The sequence below is a fragment of the Burkholderia sp. NLJ2 genome (assembly GCF_049487195.1).
GTDB classification, from domain to species: Bacteria; Pseudomonadota; Gammaproteobacteria; order Burkholderiales; family Burkholderiaceae; genus Burkholderia; species Burkholderia pyrrocinia.
Window position 1 is genome coordinate 63,116 of record NZ_CP137809.1, and the last position, 24,997, is coordinate 88,112.

Here is a 24,997-nt window from a genome sequence, read left to right on the forward strand (position 1 = left end):
GCGACAAGGGCGCGAAGGCGCCCGTATGCCGGTCAATCCGGGTCGGATTTCAGGCCGCCTTCGATCCATCGCGCTTCGGACGCGCGAAGGTGCGCGCGGATGGCCGTCTGGGCCGCGATCGGGTCGCCGGCCTGCAACGCGTGGAGCACGTCCTCGTGTTCCTGCACGGCGATGGTCCAGGTCTGCGGATTCTCTGCGTGGCCGCGCATGGCCGCGGCGATCGGGTCGTGGCGGCTGTCGAACAGCTCGCCGACGAAGCGGGTGAGCACCGAATTGCCGGCGGCTTCCGCGATCAGCATGTGGAACTGGCGGTCGGCTTCGACGGGCGATTTGCCGGCCTCCGCGAGCCGCTTCATGCGCTGAACCGTGCGGCGCAGGCGATCGAGCATCGCGGCCGTCATCCGCGCGGCGGCCAGCGCGGCGACGCTGCCTTCGATGGCCGCGCGCGCCTGCATCAGTTCCGACGGACTGTCGCCGAGCGTGCCCATCGTGCCGACGTCGTCGGCCGCCGTGTCGCGCACATAGACGCCGGAGCCCATCCGGATCTCGATCTGGCCGCCGATTTCCAGCGCGATCAGCGCCTCGCGAAGCGACGGACGCGATACGCCGAGCGTCAGCGCCAGCTCGCGCTCGGGTGGCAGGCGCTCGCCGATCGCGAATTCGCCCTGACGAATCAACGCGACGATCTGGGCCGCGACCGATTGGTAAAGCCGCTTGGGTTCTGTCGATTTCATCCGATGGATCTTGGTCAATGCGCTTTCCGCGCAAGCGCGCGTCGCAAAGTCTATCACGCGCGCCCCGTCGCTCTATTCGGCGGCCTGATCGTGCGGTGTCCGGGTTTTCACCATTGGTAAGATATGATGCAAATATATAAATTGGCTAGACCAAAATTGGCTGACTTGCTGTGATTCTTAGAAATTGGACTGACCAAGCGGAATCGAGGTCGGCCCTTCCCAAGGAGACGCAATGGCAATGCCTCGCAATCTGCCCGGTCAGGCCGAACGAGACGTAGAGGACCGGGAGATCCTGCGCCTGGAAGGGATTCGCAAGCGCTTCCCGGGCGTCCTCGCGCTCGACGGGATTCGCCTCGACCTGCGCCGCGGCGAGGTGCATGCGGTGTGCGGCGAAAACGGCGCGGGCAAGTCCACGCTGATGAAGATCATCAGCGGTCAGTACCTGCCCGACGAGGGCGTCGTTCACTATCGCGGCGCGCCGGTGCGGTTTCGTTCGGCCTCCGAAGCGCAGGCGGCCGGCATCGCGATCATCCACCAGGAACTCAATCTCGTGCCGCACCTGAGCGTGGCGGAGAACCTGTACCTCGCGCGCGAGCCGCGGCGCGGGCCGTTCGTCGACACGAAACGGCTCAATGCGGATGCGGCACGCTGCATTGCGCGGATCGGCCTGAACGTCGCACCGACGACGAAGGTCGGCGTGCTGTCCATCGCGCAGCAGCAGATGGTCGAAATCGCGAAGGCGCTGTCGCACGACGCGCGCGTGCTGATCATGGACGAGCCCACGTCGTCGCTGACGGAATCGGAAACGGTGCAGCTCTTTCGCATCATCGAGGAACTGCGTGCGGACGGCGTGGCGATCCTGTACATCTCGCACCGGCTCGACGAAATGGCGCAGATCGTCGATCGCGTGACCGTGCTGCGCGACGGGCGGCACATCTCGACGGACGATTTCGCCGACGTGAGCATCGACGACATCGTCGCGCGCATGGTCGGACGGACGCTCGACGACGCGTATCCGTCGCGGCAATCGACGCCGACCGACGAAGTGCTGCTCGACGTGCGGGAACTGCGCCGCGACGGCGTGTTCGGGCCGGTGTCGTTCGCGCTTCGCAAGGGCGAGATCCTGGGTTTCGCGGGACTGATGGGCGCCGGGCGCACCGAAGTCGCGCGCGCGATCTTCGGCGCGGACCGCCCGGACGGCGGCGCGATCACGCTGCACGGCCGGCCCGTGACGATCCGCTCGCCGCGCGAGGCGATTCACCACGGCATTGCGTATCTGTCGGAGGACCGCAAGAAGGAGGGGCTCGCGCTGCCGATGCCGGTCGCGGCGAACCTCACGCTCGCGAACGTGCGTGGCATCTCGTCGCGCCTGGGCTTCCTGCGCTTCGACGACGAGCTCGACGTGGCGCGGCGCTACGTGCAGGACCTCGCGATTCGCACGCCGTCGGTGCAGCAGCTCGTGCGCAACCTGTCCGGCGGCAACCAGCAGAAGGTCGTCATCGGCAAATGGCTCTACCGCGGCTCGAGGATCCTGTTCTTCGACGAGCCGACGCGCGGCATCGACGTGGGCGCGAAGTTCGCGATCTACGGGCTGATGGACCGGCTCGCCGCCGATGGCGTCGGCGTGGTGCTGATCAGTTCGGAACTGCCGGAGCTGCTCGGCATGACCGACCGGATCGCCGTTTTTCACGAAGGTCGAGTGACCGCGTTTCTCGACACCCAACACACCAGTCAGGAGGAGATCATGCACTACGCTTCGGGGCGTCCCCATGCTTGAAATGACATCGGATCGAAGCCAGGCCGACGAGCGGGCGGCGCGACAGCGGCGGCGCGACCTGATCCAGAAGTTCGCGGCGCTGGGCAGCCTGGTCGTGCTCGTGTTCGCGTTTTCCGTCTCGAGTGCGGCGTTCTTCTCGGTCGACAACCTGATGACCGTCGGCCTGCAGGTGACCTCCATCGCCTATCTGGGCGTGGCCGCCACCTGCGTGATCATCACGGGCGGCATCGACCTGTCGGTCGGCTCCGTGCTCGCACTGGCCGGCGTCTCGTCCGCGCTGCTGGTGAAGGCGGGCGTGCCGGTGCCGGCGGCCATGGCGGCCGGGATCCTGGTCGGCGCGCTGTGCGGGTTCGTCAACGGCATGTGCGTGACGCGCATGGGCCTGCCGCCGTTCATCGCGACGCTCGGGATGATGCTCGTCGCGCGCGGCATCGCACTTCAGATCACCGGCGCACGGCCGGTATCGGATCTCGGCGACGCGTTCGGCGCGCTCGGCAACGGCGCGCTGCTGCGCATCTCGCGCATCGGCGCGGACGGGTTCCCCGACACGACGTTTCCCGGTATTCCGTATCCGGTCGTGATCATGGTCGTGCTGTTCGTCGTGGTGTCCGTGCTGCTGTCCAGAACGTCGCTCGGCCGCCATATCTACGCGGTCGGATCGAACGCGGAGGCGGCCCGGCTGTCGGGCGTGAACGTACAGGGCGTGAAGCTTTTCACCTACGTGCTGTCCGGCGCGCTCGCCGGCGTGACCGGCTGCGTGCTGATGTCGCGGCTCGTCACCGGGCAGCCGAACGAAGGCGTCATGTACGAACTCGACGCCATCGCCAGCTCGGTGATCGGCGGCACGTCGCTGATGGGCGGCGTCGGGACGATTTCCGGCACGGCGATCGGCGCGTTCGTGATCGGCGTGCTGCGCAACGGCCTGAACATGAACGGCGTGTCGAGCTTCATCCAGCAGATCATCATCGGCGTCGTGATTCTGGGCACGGTCTGGATCGACCAGTTGCGCAATCGCCGGCACTGACCGGCAGCAGTTCCCACCAACGAGAAGCGGAGCGAGACATGAACAAATCCATCCTGCTGGCAGCATCGGCATGCCTGTTCGCGGCATGCAACAGCGGTGCGTATGCGGCGGGCGGCGAGATCGCCGTGATCGTCAAGACGGTCAATTCGAACTACTGGCAGAACGTGCAGAAAGGCGCGAAGGCGGCGCTCGACGGCGCCAAGGGCTACACGATGACGTTCCAGGGCCCCGCGGCCGAGTCCGACATCAGCGGGCAGGTCAACATGGTCGACAACGCGGTCACGCGTCATGTGGCGGGCATCGTGCTCGCGCCGTCCGATCCTGATGCGCTCGTGCCCGCGATCAAGAAGGCGTGGGAAGCGCACATTCCGGTCGTGCTGATCGACTCGGCGATCTCGGACGCCGGCAAGCCGTATTACCAGGCGTTCCTGACGACCGACAACGAGAAGGCGGGCGCGCTGTGCGCGAAGGCGCTGATCGACCGCGTCGGGCAGTCCGGCAAGATCGCGATCATGTCGTACGTGCCGGGCGCGGGTTCCGAAGTCAGCCGCGTCGGCGGGTTCCGCAAGTACGTCGCGAGCCATTCGAAGCTGCAGATCGTCGGTCCGTACTACTCGCAATCGCAAATGGCGAACGCGCTGAACCAGACGACCGACGTGCTGTCGGCGAACCCCGACCTGAAGGGCATCTTCGGCGCGAACGAGCCGACCGCGGTCGGGATGGGCCGTGCGCTGAAGCAGTCGGGCAAGGCCGGCAAGGTGGTGGCGATCGGGTTCGACGGCAACGAGGACCTGCAGGGCTTCGTGCGCGACGGCACGGTGCAGGCGATCGCCGTGCAGGGCTCGTGGCAGATGGGGAGCCAGGGCGTGCGCACGGCGCTCGACGTCGTCGAGCGCAAGCCGGCGCCGAAGCTGATCGATACTGGCGTCGTGATGGTCGACAAGCAGAACCTCGATTCGGAGGCGGCCAGGAACGTCCTGTACTGAGCGACCGCGCAAGCCGCCCGCGCGCGGGCGGCGACTGCCGGCCGTGCCTCTTTCCCGCATCCAGTCACGACTCATGAACGCAAACGATATGCGCGCCTTGCCGCGCAGCGGGCTGACGGTGTCCGCGCTCGGTCTCGGCTGCTCGCAGCTCGGCGGCCTTTATCGCCCGATGTCGGCCGCCGACGCCGATTCGCTCGTCGACGCCGCGTGGGCCGCCGGCCTGCGCTACTTCGACACCGCGCCGTATTACGGCTACACGCTGTCCGAGCGGCGCGTGGGCGCGGGGCTCGCCCCGCGCGAGCGCGGCGCGTTCACGCTCAGCTCGAAGGTCGGGCGCCTGATGCGCGCCGACGCGAGCGTGCGCCCGGGCGACGACGGCTGGGCCGAGCCGCTGCCGTTCCGGCCCGTCTACGACTACAGCTACGACGGCATCATGCGGTCGCACGACGACAGCCGGCAGCGGCTCGGGCTCGCACGGATCGACATCCTGTACGTGCACGACATCGGCGCGATGACGCACGGCGATCGTCACGCGCACTACTGGGAACAGCTGACCCGCGGCGGCGGGTTTCACGCGCTGGACGCGCTGCGTGCGGGCGGCGAGATCGGCGGGTTCGGCCTCGGCGTGAACGAATGGGAAGTCGCCGCCGCTGCGCTGAACGAAGCGGCGCTCGATGCCGTGCTGCTGGCCGGCCGCTACACGCTGCTCGAACAGACCGCGCTGGAACCGTTGCTCGACGCGTGCAGCCGCGCGGGGACGGGCATCGTGGTCGGCGGCGTGTTCAATTCCGGCGTGCTGGCCGGCAACGGCAAGTTCAACTATGCGGACGCCAGCGCCGACGTGATCGACAAGGCCACGCGGCTCTGCGCGCTGTGCAAGCGCTTCGACGTCCCGCTGCCCGCCGCCGCGCTGCAGTTTCCGTTCGGCCATCCGGCGGTCGTGTCGTGCGTGGTCGGCGCGCGCAGCGTGGCCCAGCTGGAACAGAACATCGCATGGTTCGAGCGCCCCGCACCGGCCGAACTGTGGGCCGCGCTGCGCGACGAAGGGCTGATCGCGGCGCGCGCGCCCGTGCCGGGAGCGCGCGCATGACGGCACGTATCGACGCACATCAGCACTACTGGCGGATCGGCGCGCGTGCCGGCTGCTGGCCGCCGGCCGAACTCGACGCGATTCACCGCGATTTCGGCCCCGCCGATCTGACGCCGCTGCTCGACGCGGCGCGCATCGACGGCACCGTGCTCGTGCAATCGCTGCCGAGCGACGCCGACACACGCTTCCTGCTCGATCTCGCGGACGACACCCCGACGGTCGGCGCGGTGGTCGGCTGGGTCGACCTGAAGGCCGCCGACGCGCCGGCGCGGATCGCGGCCTTTGCGTCGGCGCCGAAAGCGCGCGGGTTGCGACCGATGCTGCAGGATCTGCCGGACGATGCGTGGATCGACGATCCGGTGCTGGATCGCGCGGTCGCCGCGATGCGCGAGCATGCGCTGTGTTTCGATGCGCTGGTGATGCCGCGCCATCTCGATGCGCTGCATGCGTTCGCGCGGCGCCACCCGGATCTGCAGATCGTGATCGACCACGGTGCGAAACCGTTGATCGAGCGCGGCGAACTGCAGCCGTGGCTGTCGGCGATGCGCCGCCTCGCGAGCCTGCCGAACCTGCACTGCAAGCTGTCCGGCCTGTGGACCGAGGCCGGGCCGTCGGACGGCGCGGACGCCGTGCGCGCCCGCACGCGGCCTTATGTGCATGCGCTGGCCGACCTGTTCGGGCCGACGCGACTGATGTGGGGCAGCGACTGGCCGGTGCTGCGGGTGGCGTCGGCGTGCGGCGGCTACGGCGACTGGCTGGCCGCGTGCGAGGACGACTGCGCGCAGTTCCTCGGCTCCGCGGCGCTCGCCGATCTGTTCGGCGGCAACGCGCGCCGCTTCTACCGGATCGACGCCGCCGGCAGCGGCGCATGACCTGATCGTAAGGAACCCGACATGCTCAGCGTGATCTGCGAATCCCCCGGCGTGCTGCGCGTGCAACATCGCGAACCGCCCGTGCGCGGCAGCGCGTGCGGCGCGATCATGTGAGACGCGCGGCGGCGTACGGCCGCCCGCGCAATCGGACTGCGAAGGAGGATCCGCGATGCACACCCTGATGCGCGAACCGGCGGTCGGCGAGACCAGCCGTGACTTTCATCTGTCGGACCTGGAGAAGGGGCTGCTGGGCGAGGCGCTGCGGCTGCTCGCCGAGACGCGCGCCCGTGCGCTGGAGCTGTGTGCCGAGGTGACCCGGCGGCAAGGCGGCACCGTGCCCGACGTCCACGATTTCAACCTGCCCGCGATCATCGACCTGCAACGGCGCTTCGGTACGCGGCCTCGCCCGTCGGACGAAGCCGGCATGCGCGACGAAGCAGGGGCCTCGGGCCGCTTCGCATGACCGGCGCCGCCGGCGGGCGGCGCCGTCGCACGGATCGATTCCCGCTGCCGGTTATGCCGCCGACAGCGTGATCGACACACCCGTCGCCGTATAGACCGGCGTCGCCTTGAAGCCGTCGACCGTCACCGTCGAGAATTTCGCGGCGCCTGCTGCCGCGTCGATCAGCGCGATGGTGTCGCCGGCTTTCGGCGTATAGCCGTTCACGAACTTCACGTGCAGCGTGCCGCCCGCGACGGTGAACGCGCCGCCCACGCGCAGGCGCCCGCCGCCGTTGCCGTCGATGTCGAGTTCGAGCGTCGTGTTGTCGAGCTGCGTGTAGCGGGTCGCGATCGTGACAGGTGCGCCGGCCGCGATCCGGATGCCGCCGCCGGAACCGACATACACGTCGCCGTTGCCGAACGCCATCGTGGAAGCCGCGGCGAGCGTGCCGCCGCTGACCTGCGTGCCGCCGGTATAGCTGTTGTTGCCCGCCAGCGTCAGCGTGCCGCTGCCCTGCAGCGTCAGCTTGCCGGCGCCCGCGATGTCGTTGCGCCACAGGTCGGCGGCGTTGAGGCCGCCCTTCGACGCGTCCATCGCGACAATCACGTTGCCGTTGAACGCGCCGTAGCCGTCGGCGGCGGCGAACAGGTTCAGCCGGCCCCAGCCTTCCGCATCGTTCATCACCGGGTAGCCGGACGGCAGTTCGGTGGTCTTCAGCACGACGCGCCGCTGGTCGGCGCCCAGATACGGGAAGCGCGTCTGCAGCAGGATCTCGGCGCCCTTCGGCACGACCGGCGGCGCGCCGGTTGCGTCGATCGCGCCGAAGCCGTACGTCATGCGGCGCGTGAAGGCCGTCTTGTTCGTCGCGTAGTCGGCGAACCGGTCGGTCGCCGACGTGCCCGAGCGCGCGAATGCGGCGAAGGTCGCATCGGTGGTGCCGGTGAGCTGCTGCAGCGTCTGGTGCGCCTGGCCATACGCGGCCTGCGCGTCGCTCGCGTACGCGGCGAGGTTGGCCGCGCTGACGGCCAGCGCGAGCATGCGGCCGCCGATCACGTCGAGCGGCGAGTGCATGCCGGCGAGAATCCGGTTCTCGCCGAGTTCGAGGCCGCGGCCGACCATTTCCTGGAAGCGCTCGGGCACGAGCCACGCCATCGTCACCGCGTCGCGCATCGCTTCGGCCTGGTGGCCGCTGATGAAGCCGCCGTCGGTCGCCGGCGTCGTGCTTTCCGCGGGCACGAGCGTCGGCGCGACGACGACGCTCGAACTCCAGCGATACGGCCGCGCATATTTGTAGAAGCGCTTCGCGGGTTCGGTCGACGCGTTGTTGCCCATCTCGTTGAGGAGGTCGACGACTTTCCCGAAACTCGCATTGCCGCTGCTGCCCACGCCGACGTTGTTGCCGGTGTCGTTATAGAGGACGGTCGTGGCGTCGGCCGGCACGCTGGTGATGCTGGTCGTCTGCTGGGCCGCGGTGCGCCATGCCGCGGTGAGCGGCCCCATGCCGTCCGTCACGCTGTAGCCCTTGCCGCGCCGGTCGTCGTAGTAGGCGGCGTCGGCTTGCTGCGGCGTGCGGGCGGTCGTCGCGTTGACCACGTATTGCACGTTCGCCGACAGCACCGTGTCGTTCAGGCTCGTGCCGCACGGCGTGCCGTTGCCGGGCAGCCCCGTGCAGGTGGAAGGCGAGATGGCGGGAAACGCGCCGTTGGCCGACGCGGTCACGCCCGCATCGACGAGCATCGTCGACGGCTGCCACAGGTCGAGGAAGCGGCTCACCACGCGCACGGCGGCGTTGGTCGACAGCGTTGCATAACGAGCGTCGCCGCGCTGGTTGGTCGCGACGTTGTCGACGAACGCGGGCACGCTCGGAACGGGCGCGCTGTCGACGAAGCCGGGGTCGGCCGGCGGCGCCGCGACCGCGGCGTTCGTCGAGTTCGTTGCGACGACATCGTCGCCGCCGCCGCAGGCAGCCAGGACGATCGCGGTCGACAGGGCTGCGACGTGCAGCGGGAGACGGCTCGGTGACGCAAACATGCAAACTCCATCCTGAGGGTAGAAGATGGAGCATTGTGGTGGCCGATCGTTACGCGACGGTTACGAAACCGTTTAACGTCATGCGGCGTAAGCGAGCCCGTCCCGCGTCCGGCGTTCGGTGGATGATGTTTAGTTTGACTTCCTAAACGGGACGGGTATCGAAGGCAATGTGTGCGTCGGGAACGGTTCGGAGTGTCGACGCGGCTACGCGTGCGATGCGCCCGCTTCCAGCCGGAACAGGGATACCGACTCGGCAAGCTGGCTGCCCTGTTCCTCGAGCGACTTCGATGCGGCGGCGGCTTCTTCGACGAGCGCCGCATTCTGTTGCGTGACTTCATCCATTTGCGTGATGGCCACGCTGACCTGCTCGATGCCGCGGCTCTGCTCGTCCGATGCCGCGGCGATCTCGCCCATGATGTCCGTCACGCGCGCCACCGCCTGCGTCACCTGGTTCATGGTGTCGCCCGCATTGTTCGCGAGACGCGAGCCGTCCTGAATCTTCTGGACCGATTGCGTGATCAGTTGCCGGATTTCCTTCGCGGCGGTCGACGAACGTTGCGCGAGGCTTCTCACTTCGCTGGCGACGACCGCGAAGCCGCGGCCTTGTTCGCCCGCGCGTGCCGCTTCCACGGCCGCGTTGAGCGCGAGGATGTTCGTCTGGAACGCGATCCCTTCGATCATCCCGGTGATATCGGCGATTTTCGTCGAGCTGTCGCTGATGTCCGTCATCGTTTCGACCACCAGGCCGACCGCGGCGCTGCCGCGCTGCGCGACTTCCGACGCGTTATTGGCCAGCGAGCTCGCCTGCTGCGCATTCTCGGCATTCAGGCGCACGGTGGACGTCAATTCTTCCATGCTGGAGGCGGTTTCCTGCAGCGATGCGGCCTGCTGTTCCGTGCGCGACGACAGATCCTGGTTGCCGGATGCGATTTCGCTCGCGCCTGTCGCGACATTGCCGGACGCAAGGCGGACCTGCGCAATCAGGCGCACCAGATTGGCCTGCATTTCGCGCATGGAGGCCAGCACGCTGCCACTCGGCGCGTCGGCGGTGGCGGAGCCGGCGGCGAGGTCGCCGCTGGCGATGCGGTGCGCGATGTCGCTGAGCGTGGCGGGCTCCGTGCCGAGCGAACGGGTCAGCCCTCGCACGATGATGACGCCCGCTGCCAGCGCGCTCGCGACGGCGGCGATGCAGATGACCATGAGCAGCATCCGCCGGGACGCATAGCGGTCCTCCGATTCCTTCACCATCTGCACGGAGCGTTCGCGCGTGTACACGATAAAGGCCTGCGATGCGTCGACCAGTTGCGCCAGAAGCGGCCGGCATTGCTCGTTCAGCATCGTGACGGCCTGATCGCGCCGGTTGTTCAGCGCGGCGTCGACGATGGCCCGCGCCACCGGGCCATACCTGGCCTCGATCTGGTCGATTTGCCGCACCAGCTCGCGTGCCTTGTCGGTCGCATCGGTGCCTTCACCCACGGCGCTCCTGAGTTCGGCGAGCCGTGTGCCGACATCGCGGTCGGCCTGCAGCGCCGCTTCCTTCTCGATCTCCAAGTCGCTTGGCGTTGTCGCGAGCACCAGGTTGCGAGCCGCGATGGCACGCCGATCGACGGCGACGCGTACCCTGGCCGCCAGGGTCGCGCGCGCGCTGATGCCATTGACGTAATTCGCGAACACCGCGTTCGCGTTGCTGAGCGATACGACACCGAGGAACGAAACGAGCAGCACCACGCATGTCAGGAGGCCGAATGTAAGGGTGAGTTTCGTGCGAACCGTTAACTGTTTGCCATGCATATTTCGGGCTCCGTTGCGTTGATGTTGGTAGCGTTCCTTATTATCGGATCGGTTAAACAAGGATTTAGGGTGCTTGAAAAATGCAATCGTTTGCGGGGTGAGCGGCTTGGAAATGGAAAAGAACGTGTAATTCGGAGCGTCCCCGGGAGAGGTTTTTACGTCAGTTGATATGGAGTGCGTTATTTTGGAATCGATGCGGTCACGAAATCGTCACGATCCGTCCGGATGACCATGGGGTCGTCGATCGGCGCGGGCTCGCCAGCCGGAAACGGCAGACGTTTCACTTTGCAGGCGAAAAGCCGCCGGATTGCCGGAGCCGGCGAACGGCGGCAGCGGTACGATCGCGCGGCCGGCCATCGGTGTGCCGCGTTGCCGGGCGAGACGGATGCAGGAAGGACAAGCGGCCGCGGCCAACCCGCAATCGTCGTCAAACCGGATGCACAAGCGATCCCGTATCCCCGCGGCACACGCGGTTTCTACCGTGGCGCTTCGCCGTATACAACGCGAGGTCCGCTTGATGCGTGAGCGCGTCGATGGACGCCGGGCGTGCGCGATGCCCGGTCGCGTATCCGATGCTGACCGTGAAAGCGGGAACCGCCTCGGCGAATTCGGGGAGACGATTGCGTTCCACTGCCGCGCGAATGGCCTCCGCGACCTTCGCGGCGCCGCTTTCATCGGTGTCAGGCAGCACCGCGACGAACTCTTCGCCGCCGTAACGCGCGGCGATGTCGGCGCGCCGCCGCGTGTGGGTACGGATGCATTCGGCCAGGAATCTCAGTGCCGTGTCGCCCTGCGCATGCCCGTATCTGTCGTTGTACTGCTTGAAGTGGTCGGCATCGATGAACAGCACGGACAGGCTGCCTTCATTGCTGCGCTGGAGTCGCTTCCATTCGTCGGCCAGCGCGACGTCGAGCGCGCGGCGATTGCACAGGCCCGTCAGCGGATCGGTGCGGGTGAGGTCGGTCAACAGTGTCTGCTTGCGAAGATTGTCCCGCAGCGCGAAGGCGAGCAGCCAGACGACGGCGCAGAAGAGCGCGCAGATGAACGATGCCGATACGCCGACCGACCATGACATGCGCGTGAAGCCGGCCAGCACGTCGCGCTCGGCAGGCGCGACGACGGCAATCAGCGGCGTGCCCGGCACCCGCTGGAACGTATACAGCCGCAAGGTTCCGTCGATGCGCGAGTAGGCTGCATAGAAACCCGAGTCCTGGTTCAGCATGCGATCGAAGACCTTCGATCGGCGCAGGCGGACCATCTGGTGGTCGGTCAGCGGCGGATTTCTGGCCAGGATGGTGCCGTCCGCGCGCAGGATCGCGCTGATGCCGTTCGGCCCGACGTTCAGTCGGGCAAGCAGCTGATCGAAGTACGCGATGTCGATGGCGACAACCGCGATCCCGTTGAATGCGTGGTCCGGCCGTTCGATGCGCCGGGACAGTGCGATAGACTCCGCGCCGTTGCGCGAGCGCGCGCGATAGGCCTCGGATACGTAAAGGCCGACGTTCGCCGCGTCGCGATGGACCTTGAAGTAGTCGCGATCGCTGAAGTCCCAACGGTGAGACGGGCCACAGCACCCGTCGATCAGGCGGCCGTACTGGTCCGTCACGCCCATGCCGGTCACGTATGGCGCGGCCGCGCGCTGGAACAGCAGGTCGTGCCGCAGCCCGGTGTCCATGCGCCGGACTTCCGGTTTGCCGAGATCGGAGGCGAGCGCGATCAGTGCGTTGTTGGACGTTTCGACGGTCCGCGCGATCTCGCTGACCAGCACGGCGGCGACATTGCGCGAGGTCTCGTGCGCATGCTCGACAACACCGCTTCTCATGGCCCACAGCGTCATCGCGCTGATGCTCAGCGCCGCGAGCGCCATCAGCGTGCCGAGCGCGCCGACGACCAGATGGTTTCGTCCCGCCCAGTCGGCGATTTTTTCGATGGAAGTGGATGCGGACATGCTCGCGCTCGTGGGGAATGCCCGGTGCGATGACCGAGGCTGCGCACAAATCCGGGTTAACGGCAGGTAAGCGGGGAAATCGAGGCCTGCATGCGAAGCGAATCGGCGGGGCGTTGCCGCAAACGTGTGCGGCCGCCCCGCCGGATCCGTCGAAGCCGAACCGTCAGGCGGGCGCGCCGGATTCGTTGACGAGCCGCCCGAGCCGGACGACGGTGACACCGGGCCGCAATTGCCGCAGCGACGGCATCACGAGCACGCAATCGGGATAGGGCGTCACGACGGGAACCTCGTTCGACCAGCCGATCACGGTGCCGGCGTCCGGGAAATGTTCGAGCCCGGTATAGTCGCCCGCGAAACGAAACACGCCGTTGGTCGCGACCACGGGCTCCGTCACTTGCACGACGCGCATCGTGTCGGGCAGCGGCAGGAACCAGTTCGCGGGCAGGTCGTCACGCTCGATCACGCCGGACGCGACCAGGAAACGGGCCGTCGAGTCACGGGCGACGTCCACCGCGCGTGCTTCCCAGTGCTGCCCGCATTCCACCAGCATCGCGCATTTCGGGCTGCCCGGCTCGCCGAATGCCGCGTAATCGCGCATCCGCGTGCCTTCCGGGTGGCCTTCGTCGCGGATCACGGTGGCCGGCGCGCCGATGCGGCGCGCGAGCGCGACACCCTTGTCGAGCGGCCCCGCGACGATCAGCGGCGCGCTGCGCTCGTGCATTGAATGCAGGTCGAGCAGCCAGTCGGCCGCGTCGACGAACGGGCGCAGCGCGCGGGCGCGATCGAGTTCGACCGAGCGGGCCGACAGATCGTCGAGCACGGCGGGCGTCCACACGCGGTTGAAATCCTGGTCGACGAAGCGCGCCGCGTCCGGCTGCGCGGGATCGAAGCGCGCATAGGCCGCGACGTTCGCGAACGACAGCGTGAGCGTGCCGCGACGCGGCCGCACGCCGAGCGCCAGCAACGCGTCGACGACGATCGCGCCGCAGACTTCGTTGCCATGCGTGAGCGCGTTGACCATCACGTTCGGGCCGGCCTCGCCGGACGCGAAGCGGTAGACGTGGTCGACGCCGATATTGCCCGCGCGGTGCGGCGCGAGGTCGGGAAACGAGACTTCGATCGGGTAGGGAGTGAAAGCGGTCATGGCGGCATACCGGGTAACGAAAACGTAAGAAAGGGGCGCGCGATCAGTCGAGCCCGCCCTGGCACAGGTACTTGATCGACAGGTAGTCGTCGAGGCCATGGCGCGAACCTTCGCGGCCATAGCCCGATTCCTTCACGCCGCCGAACGGCGCGGCTTCGCTTGCGAGCGCGCCCTCGTTGATGCCGACGATGCCCGTTTCGAGCCGTGCCGACACGCGCGCGATCCGCCGCACGTCCTGCGTGTAGAAATACGCGGCGAGCCCGAACGGCGTGTCGTTCGCGGCGCCGACGGCTTCGTCCTCGGTATCGAACGGAAACAGCGCGGCGACCGGCCCGAAGGTCTCCTCGCAGGTCAGTTGCATGTCGACGGTGGCGTCGGCGAGCACCGTCGGCGCGTAATAGTTCGGGCCGAGCTCGGTCAGGCGCTTGCCGCCCGTGAGCACGCGCGCGCCGCGCTCGATTGCGTCGCCGACGTGGCGCGCGATCTTGTCGACCGCGCGTGCGTTGATCATCGGGCCGATCTGCGCGGCAGGGTCGGTCGCAGGCGCGACCCTCAACGCACCGACCCGCGCGGCGAGCTTCGCGGCGAATGCGTCGTAGATCCGGGCCTGCACGTACACGCGATTCGGCGATACGCATGTCTGGCCGCCGTTACGGAACTTGGCGGCCATCAGCCCGTCGACGGCGGCGTCGAGCTCGGCATCGTCGAACACGATGAACGGCGCATTGCCGCCGAGCTCGAGCGACAGCTTCTTGAGCGTCGCGGCCGATTCGCGTGCGAGCAGCTTGCCGACGGGCGTCGATCCCGTAAACGTGATCTTGCGCACGCGGCCGTCGGCGAGCCAGTCGGCCACCGCGTCGATGCCGTGCGCGCGCGATGCGGCGATCACGTTCAGCACGCCGGGCGGCACGCCGGCCTCCTGCGCGAGGAACGCCAGCGCGAGCGCCGTGAGCGGCGTGTCTTCGGCCGGCTTCGCGACGACCGTGCAGCCGGCCGCGAGCGCGGGCGCGATCTTGCGCGCGATCATCGCGAGCGGGAAATTCCACGGCGTGATCGCGGCGACGACGCCGATCGGCTCCTTGACCGCACTCAGCCGCTTGCCGCGCTGCTGTTGCGGAATCAGGTCGCCGTACGTGCGGGTCGCTTCCTCGGCGAACCACAGCACATACGACGCGCCATACGCGACTTCGCCGCGCGCTTCGGCGAGCGGCTTGCCCTGTTCGCGCGACATCAGTTTCGCGAGATCGTCGGTGTGCGCAACGATCGCCGCATGCCACGCACGCAGGATCGCCGCGCGTTCGCGGGCCGGCGTCGCGCGCCACGCGGGCAGCGCGCGCACGGCCGCATCGGTGGCCGCACGCGCGTCGGCCGCGCCGCTGTCGGGCGCGTCGGCCACGCGCTCGAGCGTCGCCGGATCGGTGACCGCGAAGCGACGGCCGTCGAGCGCGTCGCGCCACGCGCCGTCGATCAGGTTTGCACTGCGAACGAGTTCGGTGCGGGAGAGGGTAAGTGACATGGCAGGTCCTTGAATGATGTCGGCTCGACGGCGGCAGGCCGGTGCGTCGCGGCGACGCGCGTCCGGCGCGCCGCTGCTGTGCTCGCGATGGCCGCCGCTGCTCGTCAGTGCCGCTCGCCGAACAGCGATTCGAGCGGGTAGTGCCGCTTGACGAACGGCGACTTGATGATCACGTAGCTGAAATACTTCTCGATGCCGATGTTCTGCTCGAGCAGCCCTTCGACGATCGTCTGGTAGTGGCTCACGCTGCGCGTGACGAACTTGAGCAGATAGTCGTAGCCGCCGCTCGCGAGATGGCACTCGACGATCTCGTCGACATCGCGGATCGCCGCGACGAACCGGTCGAAGTCCTCGCGCCGGTGGTCGGCCAGCGTGACCTCGGTAAACACCACCTGCACGTCGCCGAGCTTCTCGAGCTGGATGTGCGCGCCGTACCCGGCGATGTAGCCGGCCTTCTCGAGCCGCTTCACGCGGATCAGGCACGGGCTCGGCGACAGTCCGACTGCATCGGCCAGTTCGACGTTGGTCATGCGCCCGCGCTTTTGCAGCTGGGAAAGAATGCGCAGGTCGATCCGGTCTAGCTTGCTGTCCGTCATGTTCACGTGAGAAGGCAGATATGGAATGTCCGGTTACTTTAGAGTCGAACGGTAGCCGCCACAAGCCCGGCTTTCCCTCGCCCGCTTCACGTCCGTTTCACGCGGGCTGCGCGTGGGCGTCGTCGAGCGCGCGCTGCACGCCCGCGTCGGCCAGCACGTCGTCGAGCGTCTTGCGCACGCGATCGAACAGCAGGTCGAACTCGCCGGCCGTGAAGCTCAGCGCCGGCGCGAAACCGAGCACGCCGTCGCCGAACGCGCGGAACACGATGCCGTTCGCGTACGCGGCCGCCGTGATCCGGTCGGGCAGGTTCAGCGCCGGGTCGAAGCGCGTCTTGCGCGCCTTGTCGGCCACCAGTTCGAGCGCGCCGAGCAGGCCCGCCGAACGCGCGTCGCCGACCAGCGGATGGTCGCGCAGCGCGGCGAGGCCCGCCGCGAAGCGCGGCGCCATCGCCTGGCCGTTCGCGAGCAGCCCGCCGTCGTGATAGAGCCTCAGCACCTCGAGGCCGATCGCGGCGCTGACCGGATGCGCGGAATACGTGTGGCCGTGCCCGACCACCGCGGACTCGGTGCGGCTGCCCGCGATCCCTTCGTATATTTCGTCGGACATCAGGACCGCGCCCATCGGCGCATAACCGGCCGTCAAGCCCTTGGCGACGGTCATCAGGTCCGGCTCGACGCGTTCGGTTTCGCACGCGAACAGCGGGCCCGTGCGGCCGAAGCCGGTGATCACCTCGTCGGCCACGAACAGGATGCCGAGACGCCGGCACGCGTCGCGCATCGCCTTCAGCCAGCCCGCGGGCGGCACGATCACGCCGCCGGAGCCTTGCACCGGCTCGCAGAAGAACGCCGCGACGTTGTCCGCGCCGAGTTCCGCGACCTTCGCTTCGAGCGCGGCGACCGACGCGGCGATCAGCGCCTGCGGATCGTCGCCGAGCGGGTGGCGATACGGGTAGGGCGACGGAATGTGGTGCTGGTCGGCGCGCGGCAGGTCGAAATGGCGATGGAACGCGGGCAACGCGGTGAGCCCGGCGCCGATCGACGACGAGCCGTGATACCCGCGCTCGAGCGCAATCATGTGCTTCTTCGTCGGGCGGCCGGTCGCGTTGAAATAGTGCGTGATGAAGCGCACCGCGGAATCGACCGCGTCGGAGCCGCCGAGCGTGAAGTACACGCGGTTCAGCGACGCGGGCGCGAGTGCCGCGAGCCGCTCGGCGAGCTCGATCGCGGGCTGCGACCCGAAATGGAAATAGCCGGTGGCATACGGCAGCCTCGCCATCTGGTCGGCCGCCGCCTTCACGATGCTGTCGCGGCCGTAGCCGACGTTCACGCACCACAGGCCGGAAAACGCGTCGAGCAGCATGTGGCCTTGCGCATCGCGCAGGAAGACGCCGTCGGCGGAGTCGAGCACGGTGACGCCGCGCGCCTCGTGCGTACGGTAATTGACGACCGGGTGGATCAGGTGTTGGCGATCGGCTTCGATCAGCGCGGAGTAGGTCATGGCAGGGCGGGACTCTCGTCGGGTGTCAGCGATGGAGTCATCCTAACGAGCGAGAAGTTCTCGCGTGCCTTCAATTTGCCGGCTGAAACGTACGGGCGCGGCGTTTGCACGGCGCGCTTCGGCATTTTCTGCTGCGCCCGCGCGCCGGTGCGGATGAACGGTCAGTAGCCGCGCGCGCGATCGACGACACCGATCATCGGCTGCCCCGCGCGATGCCGCGCGAGGTTCGCGAGCACGGCGTCGACGGCGGTGTCGGGCCGCGTCGCGCTGGCGATGTGCGGCGTGATCCGGATGCGTGGATGCGTCCAGAACGGGTGGCCGGCCAGTAAAGGTTCGGGATCCGTCACGTCGAGGATCGCGCTGTCGAGCCGGCCGCTGTCGAGCGCCGCGAGCAGCGCGGCCGCGTCGAGCTGCGGGCCGCGACCGACCTGCACGAGCGACGCGCCGGCCGGCAGCGCGTCGAACACGCGCGCGCCGAGCAGCCCGCGCGTGTCGTCCGTCAGCGGCAGCAGGCAGATCAGGATGTCGGTGCGTGCGAGAAACGCGTCCAGCGCCGCATCGCCCGCATGGCACTCGACGCCGTCGAGCGTGCGCGGCGTCCGGCTCCAGCCGGCGCACGGGAAGCCGAAGCGCTGCAGCATGTCGAGCACGGCCTGGCCGAGCGTGCCGAGCCCGAGCACGCCGACGCGGCGCGATGCGGCCGCGCGCACCGGCCGCTCGTGCCAAACCTGCGTGCGTTGCTGCGCCGCATAGTCGAACAGGTCGCGATGGATCGTCAGCACGGCCTGCGTCACATACTCGACCATGCCGTCGACGATGCCGGGCTCGATCATCCGCACGACCGGGATGTGCGCCGGCACGCGCGACAGGTCGAACTGGTCGATGCCGGCGCCGACGGAGAACACGATCTCGAGGTTCGGCAGCAGCGCGACCGGATCGTCGGGCGGCTGCCACGCGGCGAGGTAGCGCACCGCGTGCGGATCGCCGATGTCCGGCCAGATCCGGAACGCGAGGTCGGGCGCCAGTTGCGCGAAGCGGTGCGCCCATTGCGCGCCGCGCACCGGATCGGCCTTGTAGACGAAGCTCATGCCCGCGTCGCTCAGCCGAGCGCCTGGTTCACGATCGCGAACGCGCGCAGCGCCGGGTCGCGGGCGGGCGCGTCGCCGCGCGCCATCGCGACGACCGTGTCGACGCGCGGCAACCCGAGCCCCTGCAGCCAGTCGGACAGGCCGCTGTCGCCCGGCACGTCGAGCCGCACGAACATGCCCTCGTGCAGCGCGAGCCAGTGGCTGATGAGCGCCTGCGCGCGCAGCGCGTCCGGCGCGATGACCGGCCCGATCGCATGGCCGCGGCCGAACCGGCGGAACAGCGCGAAGCCGAGCAGCTCGCCGTCGCGGTCGAGCGCGATCCCGTTGGCGACGTCGAGCAGCGCCTCGGTCACCGCGTCGCGCGGATAGCCGGCCGCGCGCGACGCGAGCGCCGCGAGTCGCGGGCCGTCGTTCGTGCCGAGCGGCCGCAGCCGTTCGCCGGGCGGCAGCGAGATCAGCGGCGGCTGGAACACGGTGCCCTGGTGCTGGTCGATCGTGCCGATCGCGTGGAAGCCGAACTTCGCGTACAGCGGCTCGCCGGCCGGCGTCGCATGCAGGAACACCGTGCGCGTGCCGAAGCCGTCGACGAGCCGCGCGAGGAGTTCGCGGCCGATGCCGCGGCCGTGGCGCTCGGGCGACACGATCACCATGCCGAGCGATGCATGCGATTCGCCGAAGCGCCAGCCGAGCGCGGTGCCGACGACGCCGGTCTCGTCTTCGGCGACGAAGCCGCTGCCGAGCTGCAGCACGAAGCGCCAGTCGTCGACCCGATGCGGCCAGTTGAACGCTTCCGACAGCCGATGCGCGGCGGGCAGGTCGCTTTCGGCGAACGGGCGATAGGTAAGCGTGCGGGAAGGATTGAGGTCGGCCACGCCGGACTCCGGATCGGTAGGAATGACGCCCCACTCTGCCAGCGGCGGCACGGCGCGGATAGGACGATTCGCCTGTTTTTCGGCGGCGGCGGCCTGTCGCGCGAAATCGACGCAAACCGGTTCGAACGGCGCGACGCAACGCGCGTTCCGTGCCGGCGCGGGCGGTCAATCCGGCAGCATCTGCTACGGGAACGCCCGTACGATTGAAGCAGCGCGGTGCGCTCGCCGCCGGGCCGGATCGCATGGCCAGTGTGCACGAGCGGCGCGTTGCCGCTACGGCGGTCCCGTCGGACGGCCGGCGCACGCTGCGCCGGGATCGCCGTAGCGGCAAGCGCCGCAGATCGTGCCGTGCCGGCCCCGCAACACGCGGCGATCGTGCGTTTCGAGCGGCGCCGAACGATGCGCGAAGGATTTATTGCCCTGATTCAATTGCGTTCAACCCAGCCCGTCCCCGGCCCTGCCGGGGCTTCACACCGACAGGACGTCACCATGATTCAATTTGAACCGAAATTCATCACGTTCGACTGCTATGGCACGCTGACCCGCTTCCGGATGGGCGACATGGCGCGCGAGATTTACGCCGACCGGCTGTCGCCGGTCGATCTCGAGGAATTCGTGCGCGTGTTCGCCGGCTATCGCCTCGACGAGGTGCTCGGCGCGTGGAAGCCGTATCGCGACGTGGTCGTCAACGCGATCCGCCGCACCTGCAACAAGCTCGGCGTGACGTTCGACGAAGCCGAGGCCGAGCGCTTCTATCTCGCGGTCCCGACCTGGGGCCCGCATCCGGACGTGCCGGCCGGCCTGTCGCGGCTCGCGAAGAAGTACAAGCTGGTGATCCTGTCGAACGCGTCGGACGACCAGATCATGAGCAACGTCGACAAGCTCGGCGCGCCGTTTCACGCGGTGTTCACCGCGCAGCAGGCGCAGTCGTACAAGCCGCGCATGCAGGGCTTCGAATACATGTTCGACAAGCTCGGCTGCCAGCCGCAGGACGTGCTGCACGTGTCGTCGAGCCTGCGTTACGACCTGATGACGGCCGAGGATCTCGGGATCAAGCACAAGGCGTTCGTCAATCGCGGCCACGAGCCGGGCACGCCGTACTACAACTACACGGAAGTGTCCGACATCGGCGATCTCGCGACGCAGCTCGGCCTGTAAGCGTCGCGTCGGTTGCGCGCGCACGTGTCGTGCGTCGCGCCGCCGCTCGGGCACGCCCGGGCGAATCCACGGAGCGGCCGGCCCGGCCGCTTCGTCGTGCGCGTACGATCAGCGCACGAATCGAGGGTAAATACCGATGCAGTGACATTCAAGGTGGAGCCGCCGACGCCGATATCTGTACCGAATGGTTAATATCGCGAGGCTCCCGCATGAAGTTGTCCACGAAACTGCTGATGCTCGTCGCAGCCGCGCTGCTCGGTGTCGTATTGCTTGCCACCATGTCGCTGCACACGCTGCGCGGCGCGTTGATCGACAGCCGTCGCGAAGAGATCGTCATTCTGTTGACGAAGGCCGAACATCTGGTCAATTCGTACCGCGCGTTGCAGGCGAGCGGCACGCTCACGGCCGACCAGGCCCAGCAGCAGGCAAAAGCCGCGCTGTCGGCGCTCAACGCGGATACGAAAAGCTACTACTGGGTCACGACTGCCGACGGCGTCAACCTGGTTCATCCGAACGCGAAGTTCATCGGCACCCGGGCCAAGGGGAATCGCACGACCGGCGGCCTGACCGATAGCGAGGCTTACCGCGCCGGGATGGCACAGGCGCATTTCGCGCTCGTCGACGTGCTGGTCAAGCGCAGCCCCGACGCGGATGCGGTGCCGAAACTCCAGGGCGTGGTCGCCATTCCGGAGTGGGACTGGTGGATCGGCACGGGGTTCTTTTACGACGATATCGACGCAGCCTTCACCCGGCTCGCGATGGTGCTGGGCGCCATTGCGCTCGTCATCGCCGCGACGCTCGCGGCCATCGCATGGGGCGTCCTGCGCAGCGTCAGGCGCACGCTGGGCGGCGAGCCGGCGCACGCGACGCACATCGCGGCGCGCATCGCCGCCGGCGAACTGGACGTCGAGTTCGATGCGGCACAGGCCGCGCCGGGCAGCCTGCTCGCGGCGCTCGGCGAAATGAAGGCGCGCCTGACCGAGACGATCGCCGAAATCCAGACCACGACCCACTCGATTGCCGTCGGCACCGGCGAGATCGCGCAAGGCAACCTGGACCTGTCGCAACGCACGGAGGAACAGGCCGCGTCGCTGCAGGAAACGGCCGCCAGCATGGAGCAGATCACGTCGACGGTCAGACAGAACGCCGAGAATGCGCGTCAGGCCAACGTGCTCGTGACCACGGCCAAGGAGGCGACCGAACTCGGCGGGACCGCCGTGCAGGAGGTCGTCGAAACGATGCGGCAGATTTCGGACGAGTCGGTGCGGATCGCCGACATTACGGTCGTGATCGAAAGCATCGCATTCCAGACGAACATTCTTGCGCTCAACGCAGCGGTCGAAGCGGCGCGAGCCGGCGAGGAAGGGCGCGGGTTCGCGGTCGTGGCGTCGGAGGTCCGCTCGCTTGCCCAGCGCAGCGCCGCGGCGGCGAAGGACATCAAGGGGCTGATCGAAGTGTCGGTCGAGAAGGTCGGCAGCGGCAGCCGGCTCGTCGAGGCGGCGGGGGCGCGCATGACGGAGATCGTCCGGTCGATCGACCGGGTAGCCGACATCATGGGCGAGATCTCCACGGCCTCTGCCGAGCAAAGTACCGGCATTGAACAGGTCGGCAAGGCGGTGTCGCAAATGGACGAAGTCACTCAGCAGAACGCCGCGCTCGTGGAGCAGGCTGCCGCTGCGGCTTCGTCCCTGGATGAACAGGCGGCACGGTTGAGGTCCGCGGTCGCGGTGTTCCGGCTGGCCAGCTGAGCTGCCATCCCGGGACGGAAAGCGGGCGCGACGCGCATGCGCGATGAACCCGGGATGTTCATGGGGGGCGCGATGGTTTGATCGCCGCCTTCGATAAAAAGGCGTGCCGCGATCACGCGTGCACGCGGCGCCGAACCGACCGACTTCGCCAAGACATTGCCTGCGCGGCCGGCTTGCCGCCCCGGGAAAGCCTGCGGATTCGGGTGCCCGCGTCAGAAAATCACATACACCTTGCGCATCGTCTCGCGCACGTCCCACAGCCCTTCGGTGTTCGCGGCGAAGAACAGCGTGTCGCCCGCGCCGAACTCGATCGCTTCCTCGCCATCCGGCGCAAACGTGCCGGCGCCCGCGAGGAAATGCATCACCTCCGCTTCCTTCACGCCGCGCCGGTAAGTGCCCGGCGTGCATTCGAACACGCCGGTGTCGAACGCCTCGCTGCCCGGGATCACGACCTGGCGGCCCGACACGCGGGCGGGCTCGGTGCCGGGCAATCCGGCCGTGCCCCAGTCTTCGGGCAACGCGGTGTCGACGGAGCGGGAAATCTTCTGAACTTTCATGCGTGGGTGTCCTCGCGGTGATGGGAATTCGCCCCGGCGCAGCGGCTGCGAGGGCGGCTCACTGTCGCACGCGTGCGCGGCCGGCGACTAGGACATTTCGCTCGTTTCGGCCGCCACCGGCCCGCGAGCGCGCAATCGACGCACAACATGCGGTTTGGGGCCGCCGAACGCGTTTCGGATGCCGAACGGGCAATTTTGTCGGTGAAATCTGCGGTGGCCGCCGCTTTACGATTCCCTCTGTCACGCATCTGTCGCGAGTCGAGCAGGAAGGTGCGGCGGCACACGCGAGCGCGCAGCAAATCATGCTGCGCGGATGGCCCAAAACGGTCGAATCGTGTCGTGCAGGCGCCCCGAATCGCGATAACCGCCATTTTGGCGGTGCTTAAATGAACTCAATGCGTACGACGTTGCACTCGCTACCAGCAGGCGGGCGCGGCGGGAATCACGAACCACGCTGGACCCCAGGACCCACTTTCCACAGTCAGGAGCAGTTCGGATGAGCGACGATATCGACAACGGCGGTGATCACCGCGGCTTCACGCGCCGCGACATGATGCGGATCATGGCGGCGGGCGGCATGATGGCCACCGGCGCAGGCGGACTGCTGGCAGGCGCCCAGGCTGCGTTCGCCGCGCCCGCGCCGAAGCGCGGCGGCAAGATCCGGGCCGCCTACGAAACCAGTTCGACGGCCGATACGCTCGACCCGGCCAAGGGCTCGACGGGCGCCGACTATATCCGATTCTTCATGTTCTATAGCGGCCTGACGCAGCTGGATGCCAGCCTGACGCCGCAGATGAACCTGGCCGAATCGCTGCAGACGACCGATGCGAAGACCTGGGTCATCAAGCTGCGCAAGGGTGTCACGTTCCACGACGGCAAGCCGGTCGGGCCGCAGGACGTCGTGTTCTCGCTGATGCGCCACAAGAACGCCGCGACCGCGTCGAAGGTCAAGACGATCGCCGACCAGTTCGCGGACGCGAAGGCGAGCGGCCCGAACGAGGTGACGCTTACGCTCGACAGCGCGAACGCGGACCTGCCGGTGATTCTCGCGACCCCGCAGCTCGTGATCGTCAAGGACGGCACGACCGACTTCACGACCGGGATCGGCTCGGGCCCGTACAAGCTGAAGACGTTCAAGCCGGGCGTGTCGACGGTCGGCGTGCGCAACGACAACTACTTCAAGCCGGGGATGCCGTATCTCGACGAGATCGAGCTGATCGGCATCAACGACAACGCCGCGCGCCTGAATGCGCTGCTGTCGGGCGACGTGCACCTGATCAACTCGGTCGATCCGCGTTCGACGCAGCGCGTCGCGTCGACGCCCGGCTACGCGATCAAGGAAACCAAGTCGGGCCTCTATACCGATCTGATCATGCGCCGCGACAACCCGATGACGGCGAACCCCGATTTCGTGACGGGGATGAAATACCTGTTCGACCGCGAGCAGATCCGCTCGGCCGTGTTCCGCAACTACGCGGTGATCGGCAACGACCAGCCGATTCCGCCGGGGCACCGCTACTTCAACGCGTCGCTGCCGCAGCGGCCGTACGATCCGGACAAGGCGAAGTTCCACCTGCAGAAGGCCGGCGCGATCGGCGCCGCGCTGCCGCCGATCTACGCGACGCCGGACGCGAACGGCTCGGTCGAGATGGCCGTGCTGCTGCAGCAGGCCGCGCAGAAGATCGGCGTAAACCTGCAGGTGAACCGCGTATCGGCCGACGGCTACTGGTCGACCCACTGGATGAAGCATCCGCTCGGCTTCGGCAACATCAACCCGCGTTCGAGTGCCGACGTGCTGTTCACGCAGTTCTTCAAGTCGGACGCGCCGTGGAACGAGTCGGGCTGGAAGAGCCCGAAGTTCGACCAGCTTCTGCTCGCCGCGCGCTCCGAGACCGACGACGCGAAGCGCAAGCAGATGTACGGCGACATGCAGGTGCTTGTGTCGGAGCAGGGCGGGATCGGCATCCCGGCGTTCATCAGCCTGATCGACGCGTACGACAAGCGTCTCGCGGGCCTCGGCTCGATCCCGACGGGCGGGATGATGGGCTTCTCGTTCGCCGAGCACGTGTGGTGGAACGCCTGACGCGGCGTTTCGGCTGACCGCGCGGGCCGATGGGCACGTAAG

At 68.0% G+C, this 24,997-nt stretch carries 20 protein-coding genes; 9 read left to right on the forward strand and 11 right to left on the reverse strand.

What is annotated here, in order from left to right; translation table 11 throughout:
• Window positions 1–32: 32 nt before the first annotated feature.
• On the reverse strand, window positions 33–734 hold the full coding sequence (locus tag R9B84_RS16990) for a FadR/GntR family transcriptional regulator (RefSeq protein WP_423761030.1): 702 nt from the start codon (window positions 732–734) through the stop codon (window positions 33–35).
• Between the two features lie 232 nt (window positions 735–966).
• Here R9B84_RS16990 and R9B84_RS16995 point away from each other — a divergent pair, with 232 nt between their 5' ends.
• The 6 genes from R9B84_RS16995 to R9B84_RS17020 all read left to right on the forward strand — a co-directional run bounded on the left by R9B84_RS16995 (window position 967) and on the right by R9B84_RS17020 (window position 6,946).
• Window positions 967–2,511, forward strand: a complete 1,545-nt coding sequence (locus R9B84_RS16995; RefSeq protein WP_423760548.1) for a sugar ABC transporter ATP-binding protein — start codon at window positions 967–969, stop codon at window positions 2,509–2,511.
• A complete protein-coding gene (locus R9B84_RS17000; RefSeq protein WP_423760549.1) occupies window positions 2,504–3,535 on the forward strand; it encodes an ABC transporter permease in 1,032 nt (343 codons plus the stop codon). The genes R9B84_RS16995 and R9B84_RS17000 overlap by 8 nt, the downstream gene beginning before the upstream one ends.
• 38 nt (window positions 3,536–3,573) lie before the next feature.
• A complete protein-coding gene (locus R9B84_RS17005; RefSeq protein WP_423760550.1) occupies window positions 3,574–4,521 on the forward strand; it encodes an ABC transporter substrate-binding protein in 948 nt (315 codons plus the stop codon).
• Between the two features lie 73 nt (window positions 4,522–4,594).
• Complete coding sequence (locus tag R9B84_RS17010; protein ID WP_423760551.1) at window positions 4,595–5,611, forward strand: aldo/keto reductase; 1,017 nt, start codon at window positions 4,595–4,597, stop codon at window positions 5,609–5,611.
• Complete coding sequence (locus tag R9B84_RS17015) at window positions 5,608–6,483, forward strand: amidohydrolase family protein (protein WP_423760552.1); 876 nt, start codon at window positions 5,608–5,610, stop codon at window positions 6,481–6,483. Before R9B84_RS17010 ends, R9B84_RS17015 begins: the two co-directional genes overlap by 4 nt.
• A 169-nt stretch (window positions 6,484–6,652) precedes the next feature.
• A complete protein-coding gene (locus R9B84_RS17020; RefSeq protein WP_423760553.1) occupies window positions 6,653–6,946 on the forward strand; it encodes a hypothetical protein in 294 nt (97 codons plus the stop codon).
• A 51-nt stretch (window positions 6,947–6,997) separates the two neighbouring features.
• On the opposite strand, the gene R9B84_RS17025 is transcribed toward R9B84_RS17020, so the two are convergent.
• The 9 genes from R9B84_RS17025 to R9B84_RS17065 form a co-directional block, all read right to left on the reverse strand.
• The gene (locus tag R9B84_RS17025) at window positions 6,998–8,956 is read right to left on the reverse strand and encodes a phosphatase PAP2 family protein (RefSeq protein WP_423760554.1); all 1,959 of its coding nucleotides are present in this window, start codon (window positions 8,954–8,956) and stop codon (window positions 6,998–7,000) included.
• Between the two features lie 204 nt (window positions 8,957–9,160).
• Window positions 9,161–10,747, reverse strand: coding sequence for a methyl-accepting chemotaxis protein (locus tag R9B84_RS17030; protein ID WP_423761031.1), 1,587 nt, complete (start codon window positions 10,745–10,747; stop codon window positions 9,161–9,163).
• A gap of 427 nt (window positions 10,748–11,174) precedes the next feature.
• A complete protein-coding gene (locus R9B84_RS17035; protein WP_423760555.1) occupies window positions 11,175–12,695 on the reverse strand; it encodes a diguanylate cyclase in 1,521 nt (506 codons plus the stop codon).
• Window positions 12,696–12,858: 163 nt separating this feature from the next.
• On the reverse strand, window positions 12,859–13,839 hold the full coding sequence (locus R9B84_RS17040) for a M14 family metallopeptidase (protein WP_423760556.1): 981 nt from the start codon (window positions 13,837–13,839) through the stop codon (window positions 12,859–12,861).
• A gap of 43 nt (window positions 13,840–13,882) precedes the next feature.
• Window positions 13,883–15,355 (reverse strand): NAD-dependent succinate-semialdehyde dehydrogenase, encoded by a 1,473-nt coding sequence (locus R9B84_RS17045; protein ID WP_423760557.1) that lies wholly within the window; start codon window positions 15,353–15,355, stop codon window positions 13,883–13,885.
• 104 nt (window positions 15,356–15,459) lie between these two features.
• Window positions 15,460–15,951, reverse strand: a complete 492-nt coding sequence (locus tag R9B84_RS17050) for an Lrp/AsnC family transcriptional regulator (RefSeq protein ID WP_034182400.1) — start codon at window positions 15,949–15,951, stop codon at window positions 15,460–15,462.
• Between the two features lie 97 nt (window positions 15,952–16,048).
• Window positions 16,049–17,449: an aspartate aminotransferase family protein gene (locus R9B84_RS17055; RefSeq protein WP_423760558.1), complete on the reverse strand. Its 1,401-nt coding sequence runs from the start codon at window positions 17,447–17,449 to the stop codon at window positions 16,049–16,051.
• 161 nt (window positions 17,450–17,610) lie between these two features.
• The gene (locus R9B84_RS17060) at window positions 17,611–18,537 is read right to left on the reverse strand and encodes a 2-hydroxyacid dehydrogenase (RefSeq protein WP_423760559.1); all 927 of its coding nucleotides are present in this window, start codon (window positions 18,535–18,537) and stop codon (window positions 17,611–17,613) included.
• Window positions 18,538–18,548: 11 nt separating this feature from the next.
• Window positions 18,549–19,409 (reverse strand): GNAT family N-acetyltransferase, encoded by an 861-nt coding sequence (locus R9B84_RS17065; RefSeq protein WP_423760560.1) that lies wholly within the window; start codon window positions 19,407–19,409, stop codon window positions 18,549–18,551.
• Window positions 19,410–19,898: 489 nt separating this feature from the next.
• Here R9B84_RS17065 and R9B84_RS17070 point away from each other — a divergent pair, with 489 nt between their 5' ends.
• Together R9B84_RS17070 and R9B84_RS17075 are read left to right on the forward strand one after the other, a co-directional pair.
• On the forward strand, window positions 19,899–20,567 hold the full coding sequence (locus tag R9B84_RS17070; RefSeq protein ID WP_423760561.1) for a haloacid dehalogenase type II: 669 nt from the start codon (window positions 19,899–19,901) through the stop codon (window positions 20,565–20,567).
• 209 nt (window positions 20,568–20,776) lie between these two features.
• Entirely contained in the window at window positions 20,777–22,315 is a 1,539-nt protein-coding gene (locus tag R9B84_RS17075) for a methyl-accepting chemotaxis protein (RefSeq protein WP_423761032.1), read from the forward strand.
• 212 nt (window positions 22,316–22,527) lie between these two features.
• Here R9B84_RS17075 and R9B84_RS17080 read toward each other — a convergent pair whose 3' ends face one another.
• On the reverse strand, window positions 22,528–22,872 hold the full coding sequence (locus R9B84_RS17080) for a cupin domain-containing protein (protein WP_047904375.1): 345 nt from the start codon (window positions 22,870–22,872) through the stop codon (window positions 22,528–22,530).
• A gap of 496 nt (window positions 22,873–23,368) precedes the next feature.
• Here R9B84_RS17080 and R9B84_RS17085 point away from each other — a divergent pair, with 496 nt between their 5' ends.
• On the forward strand, window positions 23,369–24,955 hold the full coding sequence (locus tag R9B84_RS17085) for an ABC transporter substrate-binding protein (RefSeq protein ID WP_423760562.1): 1,587 nt from the start codon (window positions 23,369–23,371) through the stop codon (window positions 24,953–24,955).
• Window positions 24,956–24,997 lie beyond the last annotated feature (42 nt).